At 63.9% G+C, this 18,111-nt stretch carries 21 protein-coding genes and 1 riboswitch; all 21 genes read left to right on the forward strand.

The window, feature by feature from the left end; translation table 11 throughout:
- Nucleotides 1-225 precede the first annotated feature (225 nt).
- The 21 genes from GY769_03100 to atpD all read left to right on the forward strand — a co-directional run bounded on the left by GY769_03100 (nucleotide 226) and on the right by atpD (nucleotide 18,107).
- On the forward strand, nucleotides 226-555 hold the full coding sequence (locus GY769_03100; protein MCP4200901.1) for a response regulator: 330 nt from the start codon (nucleotides 226-228) through the stop codon (nucleotides 553-555).
- A gap of 8 nt (nucleotides 556-563) precedes the next feature.
- Nucleotides 564-1,304 carry a GAF domain-containing protein gene (locus tag GY769_03105; protein ID MCP4200902.1) on the forward strand — a complete coding sequence of 247 codons (741 nt, stop codon included), beginning with the start codon at nucleotides 564-566 and terminating at the stop codon, nucleotides 1,302-1,304.
- Nucleotides 1,305-1,319: 15 nt separating this feature from the next.
- Nucleotides 1,320-2,972 (forward strand): DUF4388 domain-containing protein, encoded by a 1,653-nt coding sequence (locus GY769_03110; protein ID MCP4200903.1) that lies wholly within the window; start codon nucleotides 1,320-1,322, stop codon nucleotides 2,970-2,972.
- Between the two features lie 32 nt (nucleotides 2,973-3,004).
- Nucleotides 3,005-3,496, forward strand: coding sequence for a hypothetical protein (locus GY769_03115; protein ID MCP4200904.1), 492 nt, complete (start codon nucleotides 3,005-3,007; stop codon nucleotides 3,494-3,496).
- A gap of 149 nt (nucleotides 3,497-3,645) precedes the next feature.
- A riboswitch (cobalamin riboswitch) is annotated at nucleotides 3,646-3,781 on the forward strand.
- A 123-nt stretch (nucleotides 3,782-3,904) separates the two neighbouring features.
- Nucleotides 3,905-5,725, forward strand: coding sequence for a TonB-dependent receptor (locus GY769_03120; GenBank protein MCP4200905.1), 1,821 nt, complete (start codon nucleotides 3,905-3,907; stop codon nucleotides 5,723-5,725).
- The gene (locus GY769_03125; GenBank protein ID MCP4200906.1) at nucleotides 5,722-6,576 is read left to right on the forward strand and encodes an ABC transporter substrate-binding protein; all 855 of its coding nucleotides are present in this window, start codon (nucleotides 5,722-5,724) and stop codon (nucleotides 6,574-6,576) included. Before GY769_03120 ends, GY769_03125 begins: the two co-directional genes overlap by 4 nt.
- Nucleotides 6,573-7,400: an ABC transporter ATP-binding protein gene (locus GY769_03130; protein ID MCP4200907.1), complete on the forward strand. Its 828-nt coding sequence runs from the start codon at nucleotides 6,573-6,575 to the stop codon at nucleotides 7,398-7,400. Before GY769_03125 ends, GY769_03130 begins: the two co-directional genes overlap by 4 nt.
- The gene (locus GY769_03135) at nucleotides 7,397-8,362 is read left to right on the forward strand and encodes an iron ABC transporter permease (protein ID MCP4200908.1); all 966 of its coding nucleotides are present in this window, start codon (nucleotides 7,397-7,399) and stop codon (nucleotides 8,360-8,362) included. Before GY769_03130 ends, GY769_03135 begins: the two co-directional genes overlap by 4 nt.
- 6 nt (nucleotides 8,363-8,368) lie before the next feature.
- Entirely contained in the window at nucleotides 8,369-9,019 is a 651-nt protein-coding gene (locus tag GY769_03140) for a fumarylacetoacetate hydrolase family protein (GenBank protein MCP4200909.1), read from the forward strand.
- On the forward strand, nucleotides 9,016-9,225 hold the full coding sequence (locus GY769_03145; protein MCP4200910.1) for a hypothetical protein: 210 nt from the start codon (nucleotides 9,016-9,018) through the stop codon (nucleotides 9,223-9,225). Before GY769_03140 ends, GY769_03145 begins: the two co-directional genes overlap by 4 nt.
- A 170-nt stretch (nucleotides 9,226-9,395) precedes the next feature.
- Nucleotides 9,396-10,157 carry an HAD-IA family hydrolase gene (locus GY769_03150; protein ID MCP4200911.1) on the forward strand — a complete coding sequence of 254 codons (762 nt, stop codon included), beginning with the start codon at nucleotides 9,396-9,398 and terminating at the stop codon, nucleotides 10,155-10,157.
- Between the two features lie 23 nt (nucleotides 10,158-10,180).
- A complete protein-coding gene (locus GY769_03155; protein MCP4200912.1) occupies nucleotides 10,181-10,660 on the forward strand; it encodes a hypothetical protein in 480 nt (159 codons plus the stop codon).
- Nucleotides 10,660-10,944 (forward strand): AtpZ/AtpI family protein, encoded by a 285-nt coding sequence (locus GY769_03160; protein ID MCP4200913.1) that lies wholly within the window; start codon nucleotides 10,660-10,662, stop codon nucleotides 10,942-10,944. The genes GY769_03155 and GY769_03160 overlap by 1 nt, the downstream gene beginning before the upstream one ends.
- Nucleotides 10,945-10,949: 5 nt before the next feature.
- Nucleotides 10,950-11,327, forward strand: a complete 378-nt coding sequence (locus GY769_03165; protein MCP4200914.1) for a hypothetical protein — start codon at nucleotides 10,950-10,952, stop codon at nucleotides 11,325-11,327.
- An 86-nt stretch (nucleotides 11,328-11,413) separates the two neighbouring features.
- Complete coding sequence (atpB, locus tag GY769_03170; GenBank protein MCP4200915.1) at nucleotides 11,414-12,274, forward strand: F0F1 ATP synthase subunit A; 861 nt, start codon at nucleotides 11,414-11,416, stop codon at nucleotides 12,272-12,274.
- A gap of 225 nt (nucleotides 12,275-12,499) precedes the next feature.
- Nucleotides 12,500-12,733 carry an ATP synthase F0 subunit C gene (atpE, locus tag GY769_03175; protein ID MCP4200916.1) on the forward strand — a complete coding sequence of 78 codons (234 nt, stop codon included), beginning with the start codon at nucleotides 12,500-12,502 and terminating at the stop codon, nucleotides 12,731-12,733.
- A 53-nt stretch (nucleotides 12,734-12,786) separates the two neighbouring features.
- Nucleotides 12,787-13,365, forward strand: coding sequence for a F0F1 ATP synthase subunit B (gene atpF, locus GY769_03180; protein MCP4200917.1), 579 nt, complete (start codon nucleotides 12,787-12,789; stop codon nucleotides 13,363-13,365).
- The gene (gene atpH, locus GY769_03185; protein ID MCP4200918.1) at nucleotides 13,365-13,961 is read left to right on the forward strand and encodes an ATP synthase F1 subunit delta; all 597 of its coding nucleotides are present in this window, start codon (nucleotides 13,365-13,367) and stop codon (nucleotides 13,959-13,961) included. Before atpF ends, atpH begins: the two co-directional genes overlap by 1 nt.
- 47 nt (nucleotides 13,962-14,008) lie before the next feature.
- Nucleotides 14,009-15,724, forward strand: coding sequence for a F0F1 ATP synthase subunit alpha (locus tag GY769_03190; protein ID MCP4200919.1), 1,716 nt, complete (start codon nucleotides 14,009-14,011; stop codon nucleotides 15,722-15,724).
- Nucleotides 15,725-15,736: 12 nt separating this feature from the next.
- Nucleotides 15,737-16,627 carry an ATP synthase F1 subunit gamma gene (gene atpG, locus GY769_03195; GenBank protein ID MCP4200920.1) on the forward strand — a complete coding sequence of 297 codons (891 nt, stop codon included), beginning with the start codon at nucleotides 15,737-15,739 and terminating at the stop codon, nucleotides 16,625-16,627.
- A gap of 28 nt (nucleotides 16,628-16,655) precedes the next feature.
- Entirely contained in the window at nucleotides 16,656-18,107 is a 1,452-nt protein-coding gene (atpD, locus tag GY769_03200; GenBank protein ID MCP4200921.1) for a F0F1 ATP synthase subunit beta, read from the forward strand.
- Nucleotides 18,108-18,111 lie beyond the last annotated feature (4 nt).

Below are 18,111 nucleotides of genomic sequence, written 5' to 3' on the forward strand. Positions count from 1 at the left end.
TAGGCTCTATTAGACCGAAACAAGCCCATGCACTGTCTATGTACAACGCCACACAGGAATGGGTCTAAACGCGCTTATCTACGTGTGAAATCCTTCGCATCATGTTCAAGCCGTGAGCTGTACGATCCATGACCAGTCATCAGGGAAGTGTGGACTGACGAAAGGAACCCAACCGTGCGCAGTAGAAAGATCCTGATCGTCGACGATTCCAAGCTGATCCACAAGATGTTCGACGTCATGCTGCGCGGGCATGAATTGGTTCATGCGGTCGACGGAGTCGAAGGCCTCCAGAGACTGGCGGAGCACCCGGATGTGAATCTCATTCTGCTGGACATCAACATGCCGCGGATGAACGGACTCGAGTTCCTCGACGAGATCAAACGCAACCAGGCGCTGTCCGAGATTCCGGTCGTGGTGGTTTCGACCGAGGGCAAGGAAGAAGACACTCAGCGGGCGATCGATATGGGGGCGAGCGAATACATAACGAAACCCTTCCGAGGCGAGAGCGTGCTCGAGGTCGTTTCCAAGATGACGATGAGTGGCGTCAGCGACTAGTGAGAGTCGTGACCGAGGCGAACACGGAGAACCCCCAGCTCGACAGCGTCGTTGCCGAGCTTCAGGTAACTCTGGAGCGCGCCGGAAAACTCCTGGGCGTTCTCCAGGAACGCGTCCCGCAAGCCCAATGGATCGAACCGGAGGCTTCGGGCCAGGTCGACAAGCTCAAGGCCAACCTGATTGCCGCCGAGCAGGACATGGACGAGCTGGCCACCCGGCTCGTGGACACCGAGAACCAGCGCGGCCGGCTCATGAACCTCTACGTTGCGACCTACCAGCTGCACGCGACGCTGGACGTCGAAGAGGTGACGACGACCATCGCCGAAATTTCGCGCGAGCTAGTGGGGGCCGAGAAGTTTGCGCTTCTTATGCGCGACGACGGCCACGCCAAGTGCGAGATCGCGCTGGCCCAGGGGCTCGACACCGACGACGAGCGCTTCGCCGGAGATTACTATCTAGGTGGCGATCCTCAGGTCGATCGAACCCTGCAAGACGGCGTCTTGCGAATGGACATCGAAGAGGGATCGGACGCGCTGGCGGTGGTGCCGCTGACCGTGCAGGGAGCGATCGTCGGCGCGGTCGTCGTGCTCAAGCTCTTCGATCACAAGAGTGCCTTCACGCCCGACGATCGCGACCTCCTAGATCTTCTTGCCGCGCACGCGGCATCCGCCCTGCTTGCCGCGAGAATGTACTCGGCCACCGATCGCAAACTCAAGACTCTGGAGAACCTGGTCAAACTGGTTCGCTGACCGGGCTGTTTCGTCATGTCGATCTCGGGCAATCTCGAAGACGTTTCCGTTGCAGACGTCATGCAGTTTGTTCACTTGGGTGGGCGGAGCGGGACCCTGGCGATCGTGTCGGCCGATCGTCGGGCCGAAGTCGGTTTCCATCGCGGGCGCATTATCAGCGCCTGGACGCCGGAGTCGAAGCGCCTCGGTGACTATCTCCTGGAGAACGGTGCCATCGAGGAAACGACCCTGATGGAAGCCCTGACGAGGCAGGATCGAGAAGTGCCCAAGGTCTCTCTGGGAAAGGTCCTCGTGGGCATGGGGGTGATGACCAGGGACCAGTTGCGCGAGGTGATTGCCGATCAGATCGAGCACACGATCTACGATCTCGTGACCTGGAGCTCCGGCGATTTCGAGTTCGCCCTCAATGAGCTGCGGCCCGTGGACGACATCGCGGTCTACCCGGGCGACGTGCTCCCGGACATCAACCTGAACACTCAGATCGTGGTTCTGGAAGCGCTGCGGATCTTTGACGAAAAGAACCGCGATCGAGCGAGGGCCAAGGCGCAAGGCGAAACCCAAGAAGACACGACTCCACCAAGCGAAGTGGTCAAGTCCCCGGCGGTTTCTCATCCCGAGAGCGACATGGCCCTGGAGCGATTGGTTTCCGAGGAGAGCGAAGAGCAGCCCGGAGAGACGCGGCAGCGGAGCCGAAGCGAGCCGCTCGGCGGCGACGAACAGGAGTCGAAGCCGCGTTTTCAGGTCGTGACCGGAGACCGCTCGCTGATCGATGCGCTGCGCGAGCGGATTCCCGCACACGAGGTGACCATCGCCGAGGTCAAACTCTGGGATTCGGGCTTGACGTTGCCGGGCGAGTCTCCACCCGTCGTGCTCCTGGACCTTCGCGACGGCGCCATCGAGTTCTCGGACCTGGAGTCCTACTGCCGGGGCCGCACGCATGCGTCGATCCTGACCATTGCCGGCAATCCGGCTTCGACCGCTCGACTCTACGAGGCCGGCGCGCTGGCCTCGGTGCCCCCGGATGGTGACGCGATCTATGCCTGCCTGGCCAGTGTTCTGCGGAGCCGGCGCGGGCGAGCCCGTATCGTCAACGAGCAGTTCGAGACCAATGCGGGCTTTGCCAAGCTGCGCAGAGTCGTGGCCGACTTGAGGTCGGGTCTCCTGTCCGCCACCGTCGCGCTCAATTTGATGCAGGTGATATCCGAATCGGTCGAGCGAGCCGTGATGTTCGTAGTCCGAGGCGAGCGCCTGGTGGCTCTCGGAGCCTTCGGCAGTGGTCCCGACGGCACCTCGTTGGCTGAGGCGACTCATCATCTCGAGATTCCACTCAATTCTCGCAACGCCCTGTGCGAGGCCATTTCGGACGGCCGGGCTCGGTCCTTGAAGTTCGAGAACGCCGATCTCCCCGAGGAGTTCGCCGAGCGGATCGGCAAGCCGCGCACGGGTCAGATCGTGCTCTTCCCGGTGCTCGGGAGCCACAGGGTCAACTCTGTGGTCTACACCGACAATGGCCGGCTGAGCAGAGAAATCGAGGAGATCGAGATTCTGGAGCTCGCGGCGGCTCAGGTCGGGGTGGCCTTCGAGAATGAGGTGCTGCGGCGCAGAATGGACCGACTCGGCAGCCCGGAGAGGCCCGAGGAGACTGCTGCGATCAGCCAAATGCTATGATCAAAGGGAAATTCAGGAGGTTGGAGGTTTCAATGCGCAGATTTCTAGTGATTGCGAGCTTGTTCGCCCTTATGGCTACCGGCCCCGTCGTTGCCGATGTCTTTACGGTGACCCTGACGTCGGGCGCCACCTTCGTGACCCGGTATCAGCCTCAGCAAAGCGATACGCGAGAGGACCAGGTTCTTCTCCTGACCGAGTTCGGCAACTGGATCTTCCTGCCCAAGGAAGCGATCGTTTCGGTGGCCTCCGACACCGAGTCCAAGGGCTTTGGCACGGTGCTCGACAGCCAGACCATCGCGCTTGGGTGGATACCGCCCTCGATGCAATCGCAAGCCGATCCCGGGGCCGAGCTCGATCCGACCACCCGGCTGATCAACTTCATGCGCGAGCAAAACTCGGCCCCGCCGGCGCCGGTCTATTCCAACGACCTGGTAGTCGAGCCGAGCCAATCCACCGGGATTCCGATCGGCTTCACCAATCGGACGACGCCGCCTCTGGGAGCGACGCAGGGCCGCGTTCGCTAGACTCGCACCACCTTGCTACGAATCCCTGGTGAATCGGCCAGGCTAGTAGTAGAGTCCGGTGGACCCGTAGTGCGGGTCTTTTGACAACTCAAGTGCCGTGGTGACCCGTTCGAGGGTCGAGCGCTCGCACATGGGTGCGATGCCGCTCCAGGGAAGTCGGTACCAAGCCGACGCGGTCCCCGCCACTGTAGCCGGGTACGAAACCGGGAACGCCACTCTGCGATGGCTCGACGCCACGCGCAGGGGAAGGTTCGGGAGTAGGAGGATCCGGGAGCCAGGAGACCTACCGCGGCACAAGACCGGGCTCGCTCGAAAACGGCGAGCCGATTCCCCCGGGGCGTGGGGAAGGATGTCTGCGCACAGAGTCGCAAACCTCTTTCCGGGTGCCCCTGCTCGAGGAGACTCGCCTTGCGCAGACAACCCCTACTTCTCTTAGCAACGCTGATCCTGCTGTTCGGCACGGCGAAGGCCTGGGCGCAAGGTGTCCCTGCTCAGGTAATCCAGGAGGTCCTGGTCGTAACCGCCGCTCTCGAAGGAGAGAGCCAGGAGAACCTGCCGGCCTCGGTCGAGGTTATCGACGCCGACGAGATCGAAGCTCGCCAGGCGACTTCGATCGCCGATCTGCTGACGACGGCCACCGGCGTTCATGTCGTGCGCTCGGGCTCGGCGGGCAAGGTGACGTCGATATTCTCGCGCGGCACCGAGTCCGATCACACCCTGGTGCTGTGGAACGGCGTCGAGCTCAACAATCCCTACTTCGGCGGATTCGACTGGGCCTTCCTGCCCACCGAAGGCGTCGACCGGGTCGAGATCGTGAGAGGACCGTTCAGTGCACTCCACGGGAGCGACGCCCTGGGGGGCGTGGTCCAGATTGTGCGCGGCCGGCAGAACGGAGGCGCGCTCCGGATGGAAGCGGGCGAGCGAGGCTACGGGCGTGCCGCGGTGAGCCTGGGGGCCGAGCTCGGCAACACCCGACTGGATCTAGCGGGCAACTTCCGCGAAGGCGATGGCCTCGAGACCAACGACTTCTACCGTGGTGGGGAGTTGGTCGCCGGCTTGGAATGGAGTTTGAGCTCGCGAGCAACGCTCGGGCTTCTGACTCGGGTCAACGAGTCGAAGGTCGGCATCCCGGTGTCGTCCGGCCTGCCCTCGCCCGAGCGCACCATCGACTGGGGCGAGCGCCAGGTCGCCGTCCCCTTCCGCTGGGACTCCGGCAGCTGGAGTTTCGACGCGCAGCTCTCGAGCGTCAGCCTCGACTCTTCCTTTCGAGATCCCGAGGACGTTTTCGGGTTTACCGAATCGGACACCCGGTCCGAAGCGGATCGACTGCGCTCCCAGGCGACCTATCGCTTCGAACCCGGCTCCTGGCTGGCCTTCGGCGTCGAGATGGAGTGGCTCGAAGTCAGCGATCGCTCGATCTTCGGAGTCAATCTGGATCGGGCCCGCCAGCAAACCAGATCGACGTTCGGTCAGGCGTTGAAGAAGTTCGATTCCTTCACGCTCGACGTCGGAGCTCGTTTCGATCATTCCGACGTCTATGGCAGCCGGCTGACCCCGCGTGCGGGAGTGCTGCTGCCGATCGGGGAGACCGTACGCGTGCGGGTGTCCTATGGCGAGGGCTTTCGGGCGCCCTCGCTGGGCGAGCTCTTCTTCCAGTTCTCCGGCAACGCCGACCTAGAGCCCGAGGAGAGCGAGAGCCTCGAGCTCGGCTCGGAGGTGGAGATCGGCAGATGGCGGCTCGAGCTGGTGGGCTTCGACAACCGGCTGACCAACCTGATCGATTTCGATTTTTCGACCTTGACCAATATCAACGTCGGCAAGGCTCGGACCCGTGGTTTGGAGACGCGCCTCGCCTTTCGGGGCAACCGCTACGCGGTGCGCGGCTCGGCGACCCTGCTCGACGCCGAAGACGAGACCACCGGCTTGGCGCTTCTGCGCCGGCCGGACGAGAAGGTCTCGGTGGTTCTGAGCCGGCGCCAAAGGAAAACGAGCCTCTCCGCGACCGCGATCTACGTGGGAAGCCGAGACGATGTCGACCCGATCTCGTTCGCGCGCGCCGTCAACGAGAGCTATTTTAGGATGGATCTGGCTGTCGAGTGGCGCGCTTTCGATCGCTGGCAGCCCTACGCTCGACTCGAGAACACCCTCGACGAGAGCTATCAGGAGGCCCTCGGATTCCCGGCCGCTCCCAGGAGTCTGGTCGGTGGTTTCTCGGTCCGCTGGCGATGAGACTGTTGCTGCTCGCGCTCGTGCTCGCGCCGATCGTGGTTTCGTGCCGGCAGCCCGAGTTGAAGCACGAGGCGGTACCCGGGCGAATGGTCGCGGTGGCGCCGGGGATCGTCGAGACTCTCTTCGCGCTCGACCTGGGGGCGCGGGTGGTCGGGGTCGGCAATTATGCCCACTGGCCTCCCGAAGTCGAGAACCTGCCTCGAATCGGCGGCCTCTACGATCCGCGATTCGAGACCATCGCGACCCTGGAGCCCGATCTGGCGATCCTCGTGCCCAGCGAAGCCGAGCTCGCCCAGGCGCTCGAGCGGCTGGGTGTCGAGGTCATGATCGTGCCGCACGAATCGCTTGCCGATGTCGACGTGGCGATTGCCATGATCGCTGAGCGTGCGGGCGTGGCCGAGCGCGGCGAAGAGCTGATAGCGGACTTGAGACGGGGGCTGGAGCCACGCGCCGAGCCGCTCCAAGCAAGGGTTCTGCTCTCGGTGGCCCGTCAGCCGGGCCGCGCGGGGGAGATCTACGCCGCCGGGCCGCGCACCTTTCTCGGCGAGCTGCTGTCGCGACTCGGAGCCGCCAACGCGGCTTCGGACGGCGAGGAGCTCTATCCGCGTCTCGGCTTCGAGGAGGCCGTGATTCGGGCCCCGGAGGTCGTCCTCGAGCTGCAGCCGGAGGAGGTCGCGCCCGAGGACGAGGATGCCTGGACCGGAGACTGGCTCGAGGTCGCGGGTGACAGCGCCCCATGCGTCAAGATCGTCGATGGTAATCACGTCTTGCTGCCCGGACCGAGAGTGGCCGAGCTCTATCGCGATCTCGAGGCCGCTCTGGTCTCGTGTGACCCCGGTAGGGCGTCATGACCGAGCTCCTCGCCGGTCGAGTCAGCTTCGAGGTCGCGGACCGCGCAATTCTGAACGACGTGGAGGTGAGTCTCCGAGAGGGCGAGAGCGTGGCGGTCGTGGGCACCAACGGGGCCGGCAAGACAACTTTGCTGCGTTTGCTGGCCAAGGTCCTCGAGCCCAGTCGCGGCGGTCTTACCTTCCGGGGCACCGCCTACTCCGAGTTGACGTCTCGTCAGCTCGCCGGCTCGCTGGCCTATGTTCCGCAGGTCCGGCCGGCGAGAGTTCCGCTGACGGTCCGCGATGTCGTTCTGCTCGGCCGCTATCCTCACAGCGGGCGCTGGTCGGTGGGCTACGAGGCTCGGGACTTCGAGGCCGCCGCCAGAGCGCTGGACGTGGTCGGCTCGAGCGAGCTCGCCGATCGACCGATGAGCGAGCTTTCCGGCGGCGAGCGCCAGGGCGTCTACATCGCCGCGGCCCTCGCCCAGGAGACCGAATGCCTGATCTTGGATGAGCCGACTACCTACCTCGATCCCGGGCACCAGCGGCGCATCGCGCGTCTGCTCCATAAGCTCACTCACCAGGAGGGCCGGACACTGGTGTTCGCCAGCCACGACTTGAACCTCGCCTATGTGCTTGCCGACCGCGTGGTGGCGCTCTCGGCCGGCGAGGTCGCAGCCGCCGGATCGACGGTGGAAGTGCTCGACATGCCATTGCTCGAAGACCTCTATGGCGCGCCGTTTCATCTTTCGCGGCCCTTGGGTGGGCCGCCGGCTCACCCGGTAGTGGCCGTCGACCTCGATGCCGAATCGGCGGCTCCGGAGCTCGGGAGGCGGTCGAAGTGAAGCGTGGCTTCCTGTGGTCGGTGGCGGCGGTCTGGGTTGCGATCCTGCTGCTCGGCCCATTCGTCGGGGCTCACGAGGTTGGCTTCGAGGCGCTCGCATCCGGCGACGAGGTGGCCTCACGGGTTGTCTGGCAGCTTCGGCTTCCACGCCTACTCCTGGCGCTCCTGGCGGGCGGCGCCCTTGCGGTCTGTGGCGCGGCTTTTCAGACAATGTTCGGAAATCCGCTGGCCGAGCCCTACACCCTCGGCGTCGCCGGTGGCGCGGCGCTCGGTGCCGTGCTCGCGCAACAGCTGGTGGCGGCCGCCAGTCTTGGTGGAGTTCCGGTGGTTCCGATCGCGAGTTTCGGCGGCGCGCTCGCGGCCAGCTCGGTGATCGTCTTCGTGGCGCGCAAGAGGTCCACCGCGACTCTGCTCCTGGCCGGTGTCGCGGTCGCGCTGACATCCTCGGCCCTGATTCTCTTCGTCCAGTATCTGGCGGATTTCTCGCGCACCTTCCGCATGGTGCGCTGGATGATGGGCGGGCTGGCGGTGGTCGGATACCGCGAGGTGCTCTGGGTGGCTCCGTGGATCCTGCTCGGTGCGGCGGCGCTGCTGCTGATGCGGCGGGAGCTCGATCAGCTCGCCACCGGAGAAGAGCTGGCCGCGAGCCGGGGCGTCGATCTCGGGCGTCTCAGGATGTCGGTGGTGGCCGTGGTCTCGCTGGTGGTCGGCGCCCTGGTCGCGGTAACCGGGCCGATCGGCTTCGTGGGCCTGATCGTGCCGCACTGGGTGCGACGTGGTGTCGGCTTCGCCCATGCCTGGGTGCTGCCCGGGGCATTTCTGGCCGGCGGCGCGTTTCTGGCGCTCTGTGACCTCCTGGCTCGGCGCATTCTGGCACCGGCCGACCTGCCAGTGGGCGTGCTGACCGCAATCGTCGGCGGCCCGTTCTTCCTCTGGCTGCTGCTCCAGAAGGGGTATCGTTAGCGGGCGGTGGAGACCTACCTTGCACGCATGGCGCCGGCGCCGGCCTTTCCTTCCAAGGTCATCGGCATCGGGCGAGGTTTCCGGGACCACGCCCTGGAGCTCGACAATCCGGTGCCGGAAAAGCCGCTGATCTTCTTGAAGGCCCCGTCTTCGTTACTCGAACCGGGTGGGGTGGTGGTTCTGCCGGGCCAGAGCGAGCGAGTCGACTTCGAGGGAGAGTTCGCGCTGGTGATCGGCCGCCGACTCAAGCGTGTGGAGCCGAAGCAAGCGCTGGAGGGCGTTCTCGGCGTCACGCTGGCGTGCGACGTCACCGCTCGCGATCTCCAGAAGCGCGACCGGACGTTTGCGCGCGCCAAGTCCTTCGACACGTTCTGTCCCCTGGGCCCGAGGTTGGTCACCGATCCCGATTGGGACGAGCTCGAGCTGGTGACTCGAGTCAACGGTAGGCCGAGGCAGCACGGCAGGTCACTCGACTTGATCTGGAGCTTCGGCGAGCTGGTGAGCTACGTTTGCAGCTGTATGACGTTGGAGCCCGGCGATCTGGTGCTTACCGGAACTCCTTCGGGGGTTGGTCCGCTGGCTGCGGGAGACCGGGTCGAGGTCTCCTCCCCTCAAATAGGAAGCCTCGAGTTCAGCGTTGCGGGCGCTCAAGGATGAAAAGGCGCATCGCTATCTGCGTGCTGGTCGGAGCGCTGGCCGGGTTGTTTCTCTACAAGCTGCGCGGCTTTTTTCCGGTCCATGCCTTCCTAGTCGGACTGGCTATTACCGCCCTTGCCTACAGCTTGCTCAGAGCTATCGACAATCTCCGTGGTGCTTCTCGGTACGGCTCGCCACGGGACCAGGAAGAGCGCCGCGACGAGTAGCGTATGGACGAGTCCTCCGAACGCCCAACCAGTGAACAGGAGGACGAGCCAGGCGGCCAAGGCAATCGCGGCTGCGAAAATGCGCAGATCGGTGTTCGACACGGGAATCAGGACTTCAGCCTGCGTCAATCATGAACGAATCGTCATGAATAATGCAGGCTAGCATGCCGATGCGAGCGGTTTCCGAGGCAGCGTTCCAGGTCAGGGCCGTCACCTTCGATGCGACCGGCACTCTGTTCCACTGTCCCGAGCTCGGCTCCATCTATTCGGAGATCCTGACACGGCACGGTGCCGAGGTGTCGAGTGACCGCGCCGGCGAATTGGTCCGAACCGTCTGGCGGGAGTTCGATTGTCGAGCCAATGCCGGAAGTGCCGGCTTTCTCGCGAATCGATTCGGACCCGGACGGAGCGAAGCCAGGGGTTGGTGGACGGATTTCGTCGCACGGATTCTCGAATACCTGGAAAGCCCGGCTGAGCCGGCTTTCGCCGCTGCCGAGCTCTTCGAGCGCTTCAGCCGGCCGGAATCCTGGGAGGTCTTCCCGGAGGCCTGTGAAGTCCTCACCGAGCTGCGCGCCCGGGGTTATCTGCTGGGGGTCATCAGCAACTGGGATCATCGGCTTGCGGGGCTGCTCGATGGACTCGAGCTACCCGGATTTGACGCGCTCGCATACTCGGCCGAGGTCGGTTTCGAAAAGCCGCATCCGGCAATCTTCGAATCCTGTCTGGACCGCCTTGGTGTGCCTGCTCGAGCCTGTCTTCACGTTGGCGATCGGATTCTCGAGGATTGCGAAGGAGCGCGAGGTGCGGGCCTGAGCGCGCTGCTTCTGGACCGGTCCCGAGCCCAGTCGGCTCGACGCGCCTCGGTGTCGGATCTTCGCCGGATCCTGGGACGGCTTCCGCGGCTGCCCCCACTCCCGCACCCCCGACCGTGAGCAGGCCTGTGCTAGCGTTTCCGATGGCGATGCGAGTCCATTTCACCGCGGTTGTCCTCATGTTGGCGTTCGGCTCGCTGGCTCTGGCGGCGATCGGCTGTGTGCCCGAGGCGGGCGACTCCGGAGCCGCGGAGACTCTGGCCACCGAGGACGTGGGAGGCGCGATCGATTCCGAGCTTTCGACCGAGGAAGATCGGCGCGGTCCTCGCTGGGTGGAGTCCGGTCTGGTGCTTCCGCCCGGTTTCCCTGTGGAATTGCCGATTCCGGGTGGAGCGTCGGTGGCGGACCAGGGCGTCGACCGCGGCGGCCAGAGCTTTGTGGTTCTGGAGACGCCGTCGTCGGCGTCGAGCTTGACCGCAAGTTGGATCTCGCTGCTCGAGTCCGAGGGGTGGACAGTCCGACGTTCGGGGGAATCGGGGCTGAGCGCCGCGAAGGCGGAGTCGACGATCACGGCTACGGTCGTACCGAGCGGTTCCGGTTCTCGAATGCGGATCATCTACTAGTGACCAGATCCGGCAAGAGCCGTCGACCGATGTCGATGGCGGGCATGGGCTTCGAGCTGGCCGCGGCGGTCGCGGGGTTCACGTTCCTGGGACTGTGGATCGACCGCCGTTTCGGGACGGAGCCACGGGCGCTCCTGATCTGCGCGGCAATCGGGGTCGTGGGTGGGCTCTACAACTTCGTGCGCACCGCTCGGATCGCGGCCGAGGCCGCGGATCGGAAGGCCCGCGCCAACGCCCGCGCCAAGGCCCGAGCCAAGGGCAGCGAGAGACCCGATCCGGAGTGATTCCGATGCTGCGTTTCGCCGCAATCGCGATCGCGGTAACGGTCGTCTTGCTCGTCGCCGGGACCCTATTGACCTGTGACGCGGCTCCCGGGGCCCGGGAATCGATGATCTGGGCCTGCGGCGTCGTTTTTCTGGGGTCGATACTGGGGGCCGTGCCGCTGATCTCGGGCGCCGGCGCCGCTGCCAGCGCGGGCCCGGCGGGCGTTTCCAGGTTCCTTGCTGCCATGTTGGTGCGCCTGGGCGCGGTCGGCATCGGGGCGGTGGCGGTGGTCCTGCTCGGCGAGGTCGAAGTCGCGCCTTTCCTGCTCTGGTTGGCGGTCAGCTATCTGGTGTTTCTGATCGTCGATACCGCCTTTGCGCTCAGGGTTTTTCGGAGATTGTGAAACTCGTCACAAGTGGCTATACTCGCGCCGCGAGCTGAGGAAACGTTCGCCGATTTCCACCAAAAAACCTTCGATTTTTCCGCGCCATGGCTGGTACGAATCCGCTCGAACACGTTGTTCAGCATCCCATCGTCGAGACGGAGCTCGACGCGGGACTCTTGACGCCCGAGGGTGTGGTGACGCTGTTCAGCGACCACATCGCGATGACGATTCTGGCCGGGCTGCTGCTCTGCATTCTTCTACCGTTCGCCTTCCGGCGCTCGCGTAAGTCCGGGGAAGGCGTGGATCGGCTGATGACGACGGGGTTCGCGGGCGTGATCGAGGTGATCTGCCAGTACTTGCGCAAGGAAGTCGCCGAGCCGACCCTGGGCGAGCACACCGATCGTTTCATCAAGTACGTCTGGTCGTTGTTTTTCTTCGTGCTCGCCATGAATCTGCTCGGCATGATTCCGATCGGCGCGATCACGCCGCTGGCCATCGGACTTCACATCGGCGGCACGGCGACGGGAAATATCTGGGTGACCGGCACTCTGGCCGTGGTGACGCTCGCGATGGTTGTCATCAATGGGCTTCGTTTGGGGAAGGTCGATTTTCTGAAGCACTTCTGCCCGGGGCCGTGGTGGATGGCGCCGATTCTGGTTCCCGTCGAGATCGCCGGCTGGCTCGCCAAAACGTTCGCGCTGGCGGTGCGGCTGTTCGCCAATATGCTCGCCGGACACCTGGTGCTGGCGGTTCTTCTCGGTTTCATCTTGAGCGCGGGCTCGGTCAGCGCGGGCGCCGGCTTCGGCGTCGCGATTCCGGTGATTCTGGGTAGTGTCGGCATCAGCCTTCTGGAGATCTTTGTCGCCTTTCTACAGGCGTTCATCTTTACCTTCCTGACGACGTTGTTCATCGGGATGTCGGTCGTCTTTCACCATGACGACCATGAGGAAGCTACAGCTCACTAATCGGGAATACTCGCCATGCCCGAGTCGCGGGACAAAGGGCCGCAAGGCGTGACTGCGATGGCGATCCGAACCCCCGTCAATTCCCGCTCGACGGAAAATTGGAGAGAAAAGATGCAGAAGCGATTGTCGAAATTTGCGCTTGTCATGATCGTCATGGGCCTCGCGGTCATGTTCGTTCCCGCGGCCCCGGCGATGGCGGCCGAAGGCGGCTCCGACGGGGGCTCGATGTTGACCACTCTGGGTGCGGCCAAGCTGGGCGGCGCGATCGGCGCGGGTCTGGTGATCATGGGCGCCGCAGCGGGTATCGGCCGGATCGGCGGTAGCGCCGTTGAGTCGATGGCGCGTCAACCCGAGGTTGCGGGGCAGATCTTCACGCCGATGATTCTGACCGCAGCATTGATCGAGGGCGCGACCTTCTTTGCTCTGATCATCACGATGCTGGCGGTCAACGCCAAATAACCATCGACCGGGACGGCCGGCCGGGATCGGCCGGCCGCATGAGAAGCATGAGAATGAAACCGCAATTGTGGCTGCTCGCAATCGCAGCCGCCGGGGCAGCGACCCCGGCGTTTGCTGCCGGAGGCGGAGAAGAGAACATTTTCTCCGGCAATCTGGGCAATGCCGTCTGGACCCTCCTCATCTTTGGTGCGGTGCTCGTCGTCCTGGGCAAGTACGCGTGGGGGCCACTGCTCGACGCGCTGCAAAAGCGTGAGCAGTTCATTCACGATTCCCTGGCCGAGGCGAAACGGGATCGCGAAGAGGCCGAGAAACGCCTCGAGGAACACACCAGCCAACTGAACCAGGCCCGGGCCGAAGCTACCGAGCTTGTCGAGGAAGGTCGACGTGACGCCAAGGCGGTTAAGGCGCGGATCGAAGAGGAAGCCCGGGAAGAGTCCCAGAAGATACTCGATCGCGCCAAGCGCGAGATCGAGCTCGCCAAGCAGACCGCGATCAAAGAGCTCTATACCTCGAGCGCCAGCCTGGCAACCGAAATGGCCTCGCGCATTCTGCGCAAGGAGCTTTCGACGGCCGAGAAAGAGAAGATGATCGCACGCTCTCTCGACGAGCTCGATCAACTCGACCCCAACTGATGTCCGGCGGCTTCGACGAACGCGAACTGGCGGTGGCTCGGCTCTATGCCGGAGCTACGCTCCAGCTGGCCGAAACGGCCGGTGCGTCGGAGTCCGTGCTCGAGGAGTTGACCGGGCTCGGTGAGCTCCTGGATCGGGACCCGAGGTTCGAGCTCGCCCTGTCGTCGCCCCTGGTGGACGTCGATGTGAAGCGTGAGCTGCTCGAAACCGCCTTTCGAAATCAGGCCAGCGACCTGGTTGTGAACTCGCTCCAGGTGATGGGCCGCAAGGGCCGGCTGAGTCTGCTGCGCGCCTATATCGAAGGCTACCGGCAAGAATTCGAGGCCATGCGGGGCATCACCGAGGTCGACATCATCGTGGCCGAGCCGCTGTCGCCGGCGCAGAGAAAGCGAGCGCAGCAGGTGGCCGAGAAGTGGACCGGTGGCCAAGTTCGGTTGGTCGAGCTCCAAGACCCCGAGGTCATTGGCGGCATGGTCTTCAGGGCCGGCGATCGAAAGCTCGACCGCAGTGTTGCCCGCGAGCTCGACGCCATGGCGGGACGCCTGTTCGAACGCGCCTCGGAGCAGATTCAGAGCCTGGATTCCATCGTGGACTAGCCCGGTTCGAAGAAGACCAAGAAGCCCAGCAGAGTGGAGATAGCGAGATGAAATTCAACGTGGACGAGATCGCCTCGGTTCTGACCGAGGAGATCCAGAACTATCAAAGCGCGGTGGACCTCAACGAAGTGGGTCGCGTGCTCGAAATCGGTGACGGAATCGCCCGCGTCTATGGCCTGTCGAACGCCATGGCCGGCGAGCAGCTCGAGTTCTCGAACGGCCAGTTCGGCCAGGTGTTCAACCTGGAAGAGAGCTCGGTGGGTGTGGTCATCTTCGGCAACTATCTCGACATCAAGGAGGGCGACGAGGTCCGGCGAACCGGGAATCTCCTGAGTATTCCTTGCGGCGAGTCGCTGATCGGTCGGGTGGTCGACCCGCTCGGCCGCCCGCTCGACGGCAAGGGCGATATCGACACTCCGGATCGAAGGCCGCTCGAGCACAAGGCGCCCGGCATCGCCGGCCGCCAGCCGGTGGACGAGCCCCTTCAGACCGGCATCAAGGCGGTCGATTCGATGATCCCGATCGGCCGCGGTCAGCGCGAGCTCATCATCGGCGATCGCAAGACGGGCAAGACCGCAATTGCGATCGACACGATCCTCAACCAGAAGAACAGCGGCATCGTCTGTATCTATGTCGCGATCGGCTTGAAGGAATCGACCGTGGTCGGCATCGTCGACAAGCTTGCGGAGCATGGCGCACTCGACTACACCATCGTGGTGTCGGCGGGGTCTTCGGACCCGGCGCCGCTTCAGTACATCGCTCCGTACGCGGGAGCGGCGATGGCCGAGTACTTCATGTACACCGAGGGCCGCCACACCCTCGTCGTCTACGACGATCTTTCCAAGCAGGCCCAGGCCTATCGCCAGCTGTCTCTGTTGCTGCGCCGGCCACCCGGCCGGGAGGCCTATCCCGGAGACGTTTTCTATCTTCATTCGCGGCTGCTCGAGCGCGCGGTCAAGCTGCGCAACGAGTATGCGATCGTCCCCAAGGACACTCCCGAGGACTCGATCGACCGTTCGCTCGCCCGGGTCCACCCGCAGGGCCTCGAGGCGCCCGAAGATGTCCGGCCGGACGAAGTCTCGGGGATCTACCATCGCGGTGAGGGTTTGGAGCGTGCCGAGGCCTGGCTCGAGACACTCGACGACAAGGACGAGCTCCGGATCCACAAGTTTCGGGACAGCGGCGGCTCGATGACCGCGTTGCCGATCATCGAGACGCTCGAGGGCGAGGTTTCGGCCTATATCCCGACCAATGTCATCTCGATCACCGACGGCCAGATCTATCTCGAGCCGGATCTCTTCTTCGCCGGCGTTCGACCGGCGGTCAACGTCGGAATCTCGGTTTCCCGCGTAGGCGGTAACGCCCAGATCAAGGCGATGAAGAAGATCGCCTCGACGCTACGTTTGGACCTCGCGTCGTTTCGGGAGCTCGAGGCTTTCGCTCAGCTCGGCACCGAGCTCGACGCGGCGACCCAGCGCCAGCTCGACCGGGGGGAACGTATGGTCGAGCTCCTGAAGCAGCCTCAGTATCGACCCTACTCGGTCGAGGATCAGGTTCTGAGCGTCTTCGCGGGTTCGAAGGGCTTGTTGGATGACCTACCGGTCGACCAGGTTGGCGAGTTCGAGTCCAAGCTGCTCAAGCACATCCGAAACGAGTTCCCCGAAGTGGTTGAGGAGATCGGCGAAACCAGCGTCATTTCCGACGAGCTCGGCGAGAACATCACCGGGTTGATGCGCAACTTCAAGAACCAATTCGCGGGCTAGATTCCTTAACCGATGGCGAATCGCAGAGTACTGGTCAAGCGCCGCAAGGCAGCGCGCAACATCCGCAAGATCACGCGGACGATGCAGCTGATTGCGACGGCTCGCTTTCAGTCGGTGCATAACGCGGCCGTGGCCGGCCGGCCCTATACGGACAAGCTGGCCGAGCTGGTCGAGAAGCTGGCGCGAGCGGCCGAGGGCGTGGACCACCCGCTGATGCAAGTGCCGACCGAGAGCAGGCGACACACGCTGCTTGTGCTTTCGAGCAACCGGGGCCTCTGCGGCGGGTACAACGCCAATGTGCTGCGCACGGCGCTTCACTTTCTCGAGGAGAGCAGGCAGGCGGGGAGCGAGACCGAGGTCCACATGATCGGTAAGAAGGGTGCTTCCTACTTTCGGTTCCTGGGGCAGGCCGTTGCCCGCGAGGTTGCCGATATCTCCGATTCGCCGCGCTTTGATGAGGTCGAGCCTTTGGCGAGCGAGCTGATGAGCCGATTTATCGCCGGCGAGATCGATTCGGTTTCGATCGCCTACATGAAGTTCGTCTCCGTCGGCAAGCAGGTGCCGAGGGTCGAGCAGGTTCTGCCGCTCGAGCGTGGCGTTTCCGAGACCGGCGGCGAGATCCCGGTCGGTTCCAAAAAGCGCGAGGTCGAGTACGAGTTTTCCCCGAATGCAGCCGAGATCCTTGCCGAGCTCCTGCCGGCGACGGTTCGGGTGCGCTTCTTTCAGATGTTCATGGACGCGGCCGTGAGCGAGCAGATCGCGCGCATGGTCGCCATGAAGGCCGCGACCGACGCCGCGGGCGAGATGATCAAGAACCTTACCCAGCAGTACAACCGTGCGCGGCAAACGCAGATCACGATGGAGCTGCTGGACATTGTCGGTGGAGCCAACGCGCTCGCCTGACCCCATAAACGCAAAGGTAAGCTTAGTTATGACGGAAGGCAGTTACGGCGAAGTCACACAGGTCATCGGGTCGGTTCTCGATGCCCGTTTTCCGGAAGAGAACCTGCCGGAGATCTACAACGCTCTGCGCCTCGAGGTCCAGCGCTCGGTCATGGGCGACGAAGAGCCCGAGATGCTGTGGTGCGAAGTCGCTCAGCACCTCGGTGGTGGCAGGATTCGGGCGGTGGCGCTCGACTCGACCGATGGCGTCAAGCGGGGATCCAAGATTCTCGATACAGGGAGCCCGATCAAGGTTCCGGTGGGCGAGCAGACCTTGGGAAGGGTCTTCAATCTGGTCGGTGATCCCATCGACGATCGGGGACCGATCGAGATCACCGAGAGATTGCCGATTCATCGCGAGCCTCCCGAGCTCGACGATCTGTCTTCCAAGACCGAGCTCTTCGAGACCGGCATCAAGGTCATGGATCTGCTGTGTCCACTGGTTCGGGGTGGCAAGGCGGGCCTGTTCGGCGGCGCCGGTGTCGGCAAGACGGTCATCATCCAGGAGCTGATCGCCCGCCTGGCACGTTTCCATAGCGGTTATTCGTGTTTTGCCGGAGTCGGAGAGCGCACCCGCGAGGGTAACGACCTCTGGCTCGAGATGCAGGAAGCCCAGATCGGTGACACCGGCAAGAGCGTCATCGACCAGACGGTGATGGTCTTCGGCCAGATGAACGAACCCCCGGGCGCGCGTCTGCGCGTGGCGCTGTCGGCGCTGACCATGGCCGAGCACTTCCGCGACCAGACCGGTGTCGACACGCTCCTCTTCATTGACAACATCTTCCGGTTCTCGCAGGCCGGCTCCGAGGTCTCGGCGCTTCTCGGCCGCATGCCCTCGGCGGTCGGCTACCAGCCGACCCTGGGCACCGAGATGGGTGAGCTCCAGGAGCGCATCACCTCGACCAAGCAGGGGGCCGTGACCTCGATTCAGGCGATCTACGTTCCCGCGGACGACTACACCGATCCGGCCCCCGCGACGGCATTCACCCACCTCGACTCGACCGTGAACCTCGAACGGAGTATCTCCGAGAAGGGCATCTACCCCGCGGTCGATCCGCTGGCCTCATCGAGCCGAATCGTCGCCCCGGAGTTTCTGGGCGAGCGGCACTATCGGGTGGCTCGTCGGGTCCAGCAGATTCTGCAGCGCTACAAGGACCTCCAGGACATTATCGCGATTCTCGGTGTCGACGAGCTGTCCGAGGACGACAAGCTCATCGTTCGGCGCGCCCGCAAGATCGAGCGCTTTCTCTCGCAAGCGTTCTTTGTCGCCGAACAGTTCATCGGTATTCCGGGCGCGTACGTTTCTCGCGAGGACACGATTCGCTCGTTCGAGGAGCTCTGCGACGGTAAGTGGGATCATCTTCCCGATCAAGCATTCATGTATGTCGGTACGATCGAGGATGCCGCGGCGCGAGCCGAGGAGCTGGCGAAGGAAGCCTAGTCCG

The organism is bacterium (assembly GCA_024224155.1).
In the GTDB taxonomy this organism is placed as follows: domain Bacteria; phylum Acidobacteriota; class Thermoanaerobaculia; order Multivoradales; family JAHEKO01; genus CALZIK01.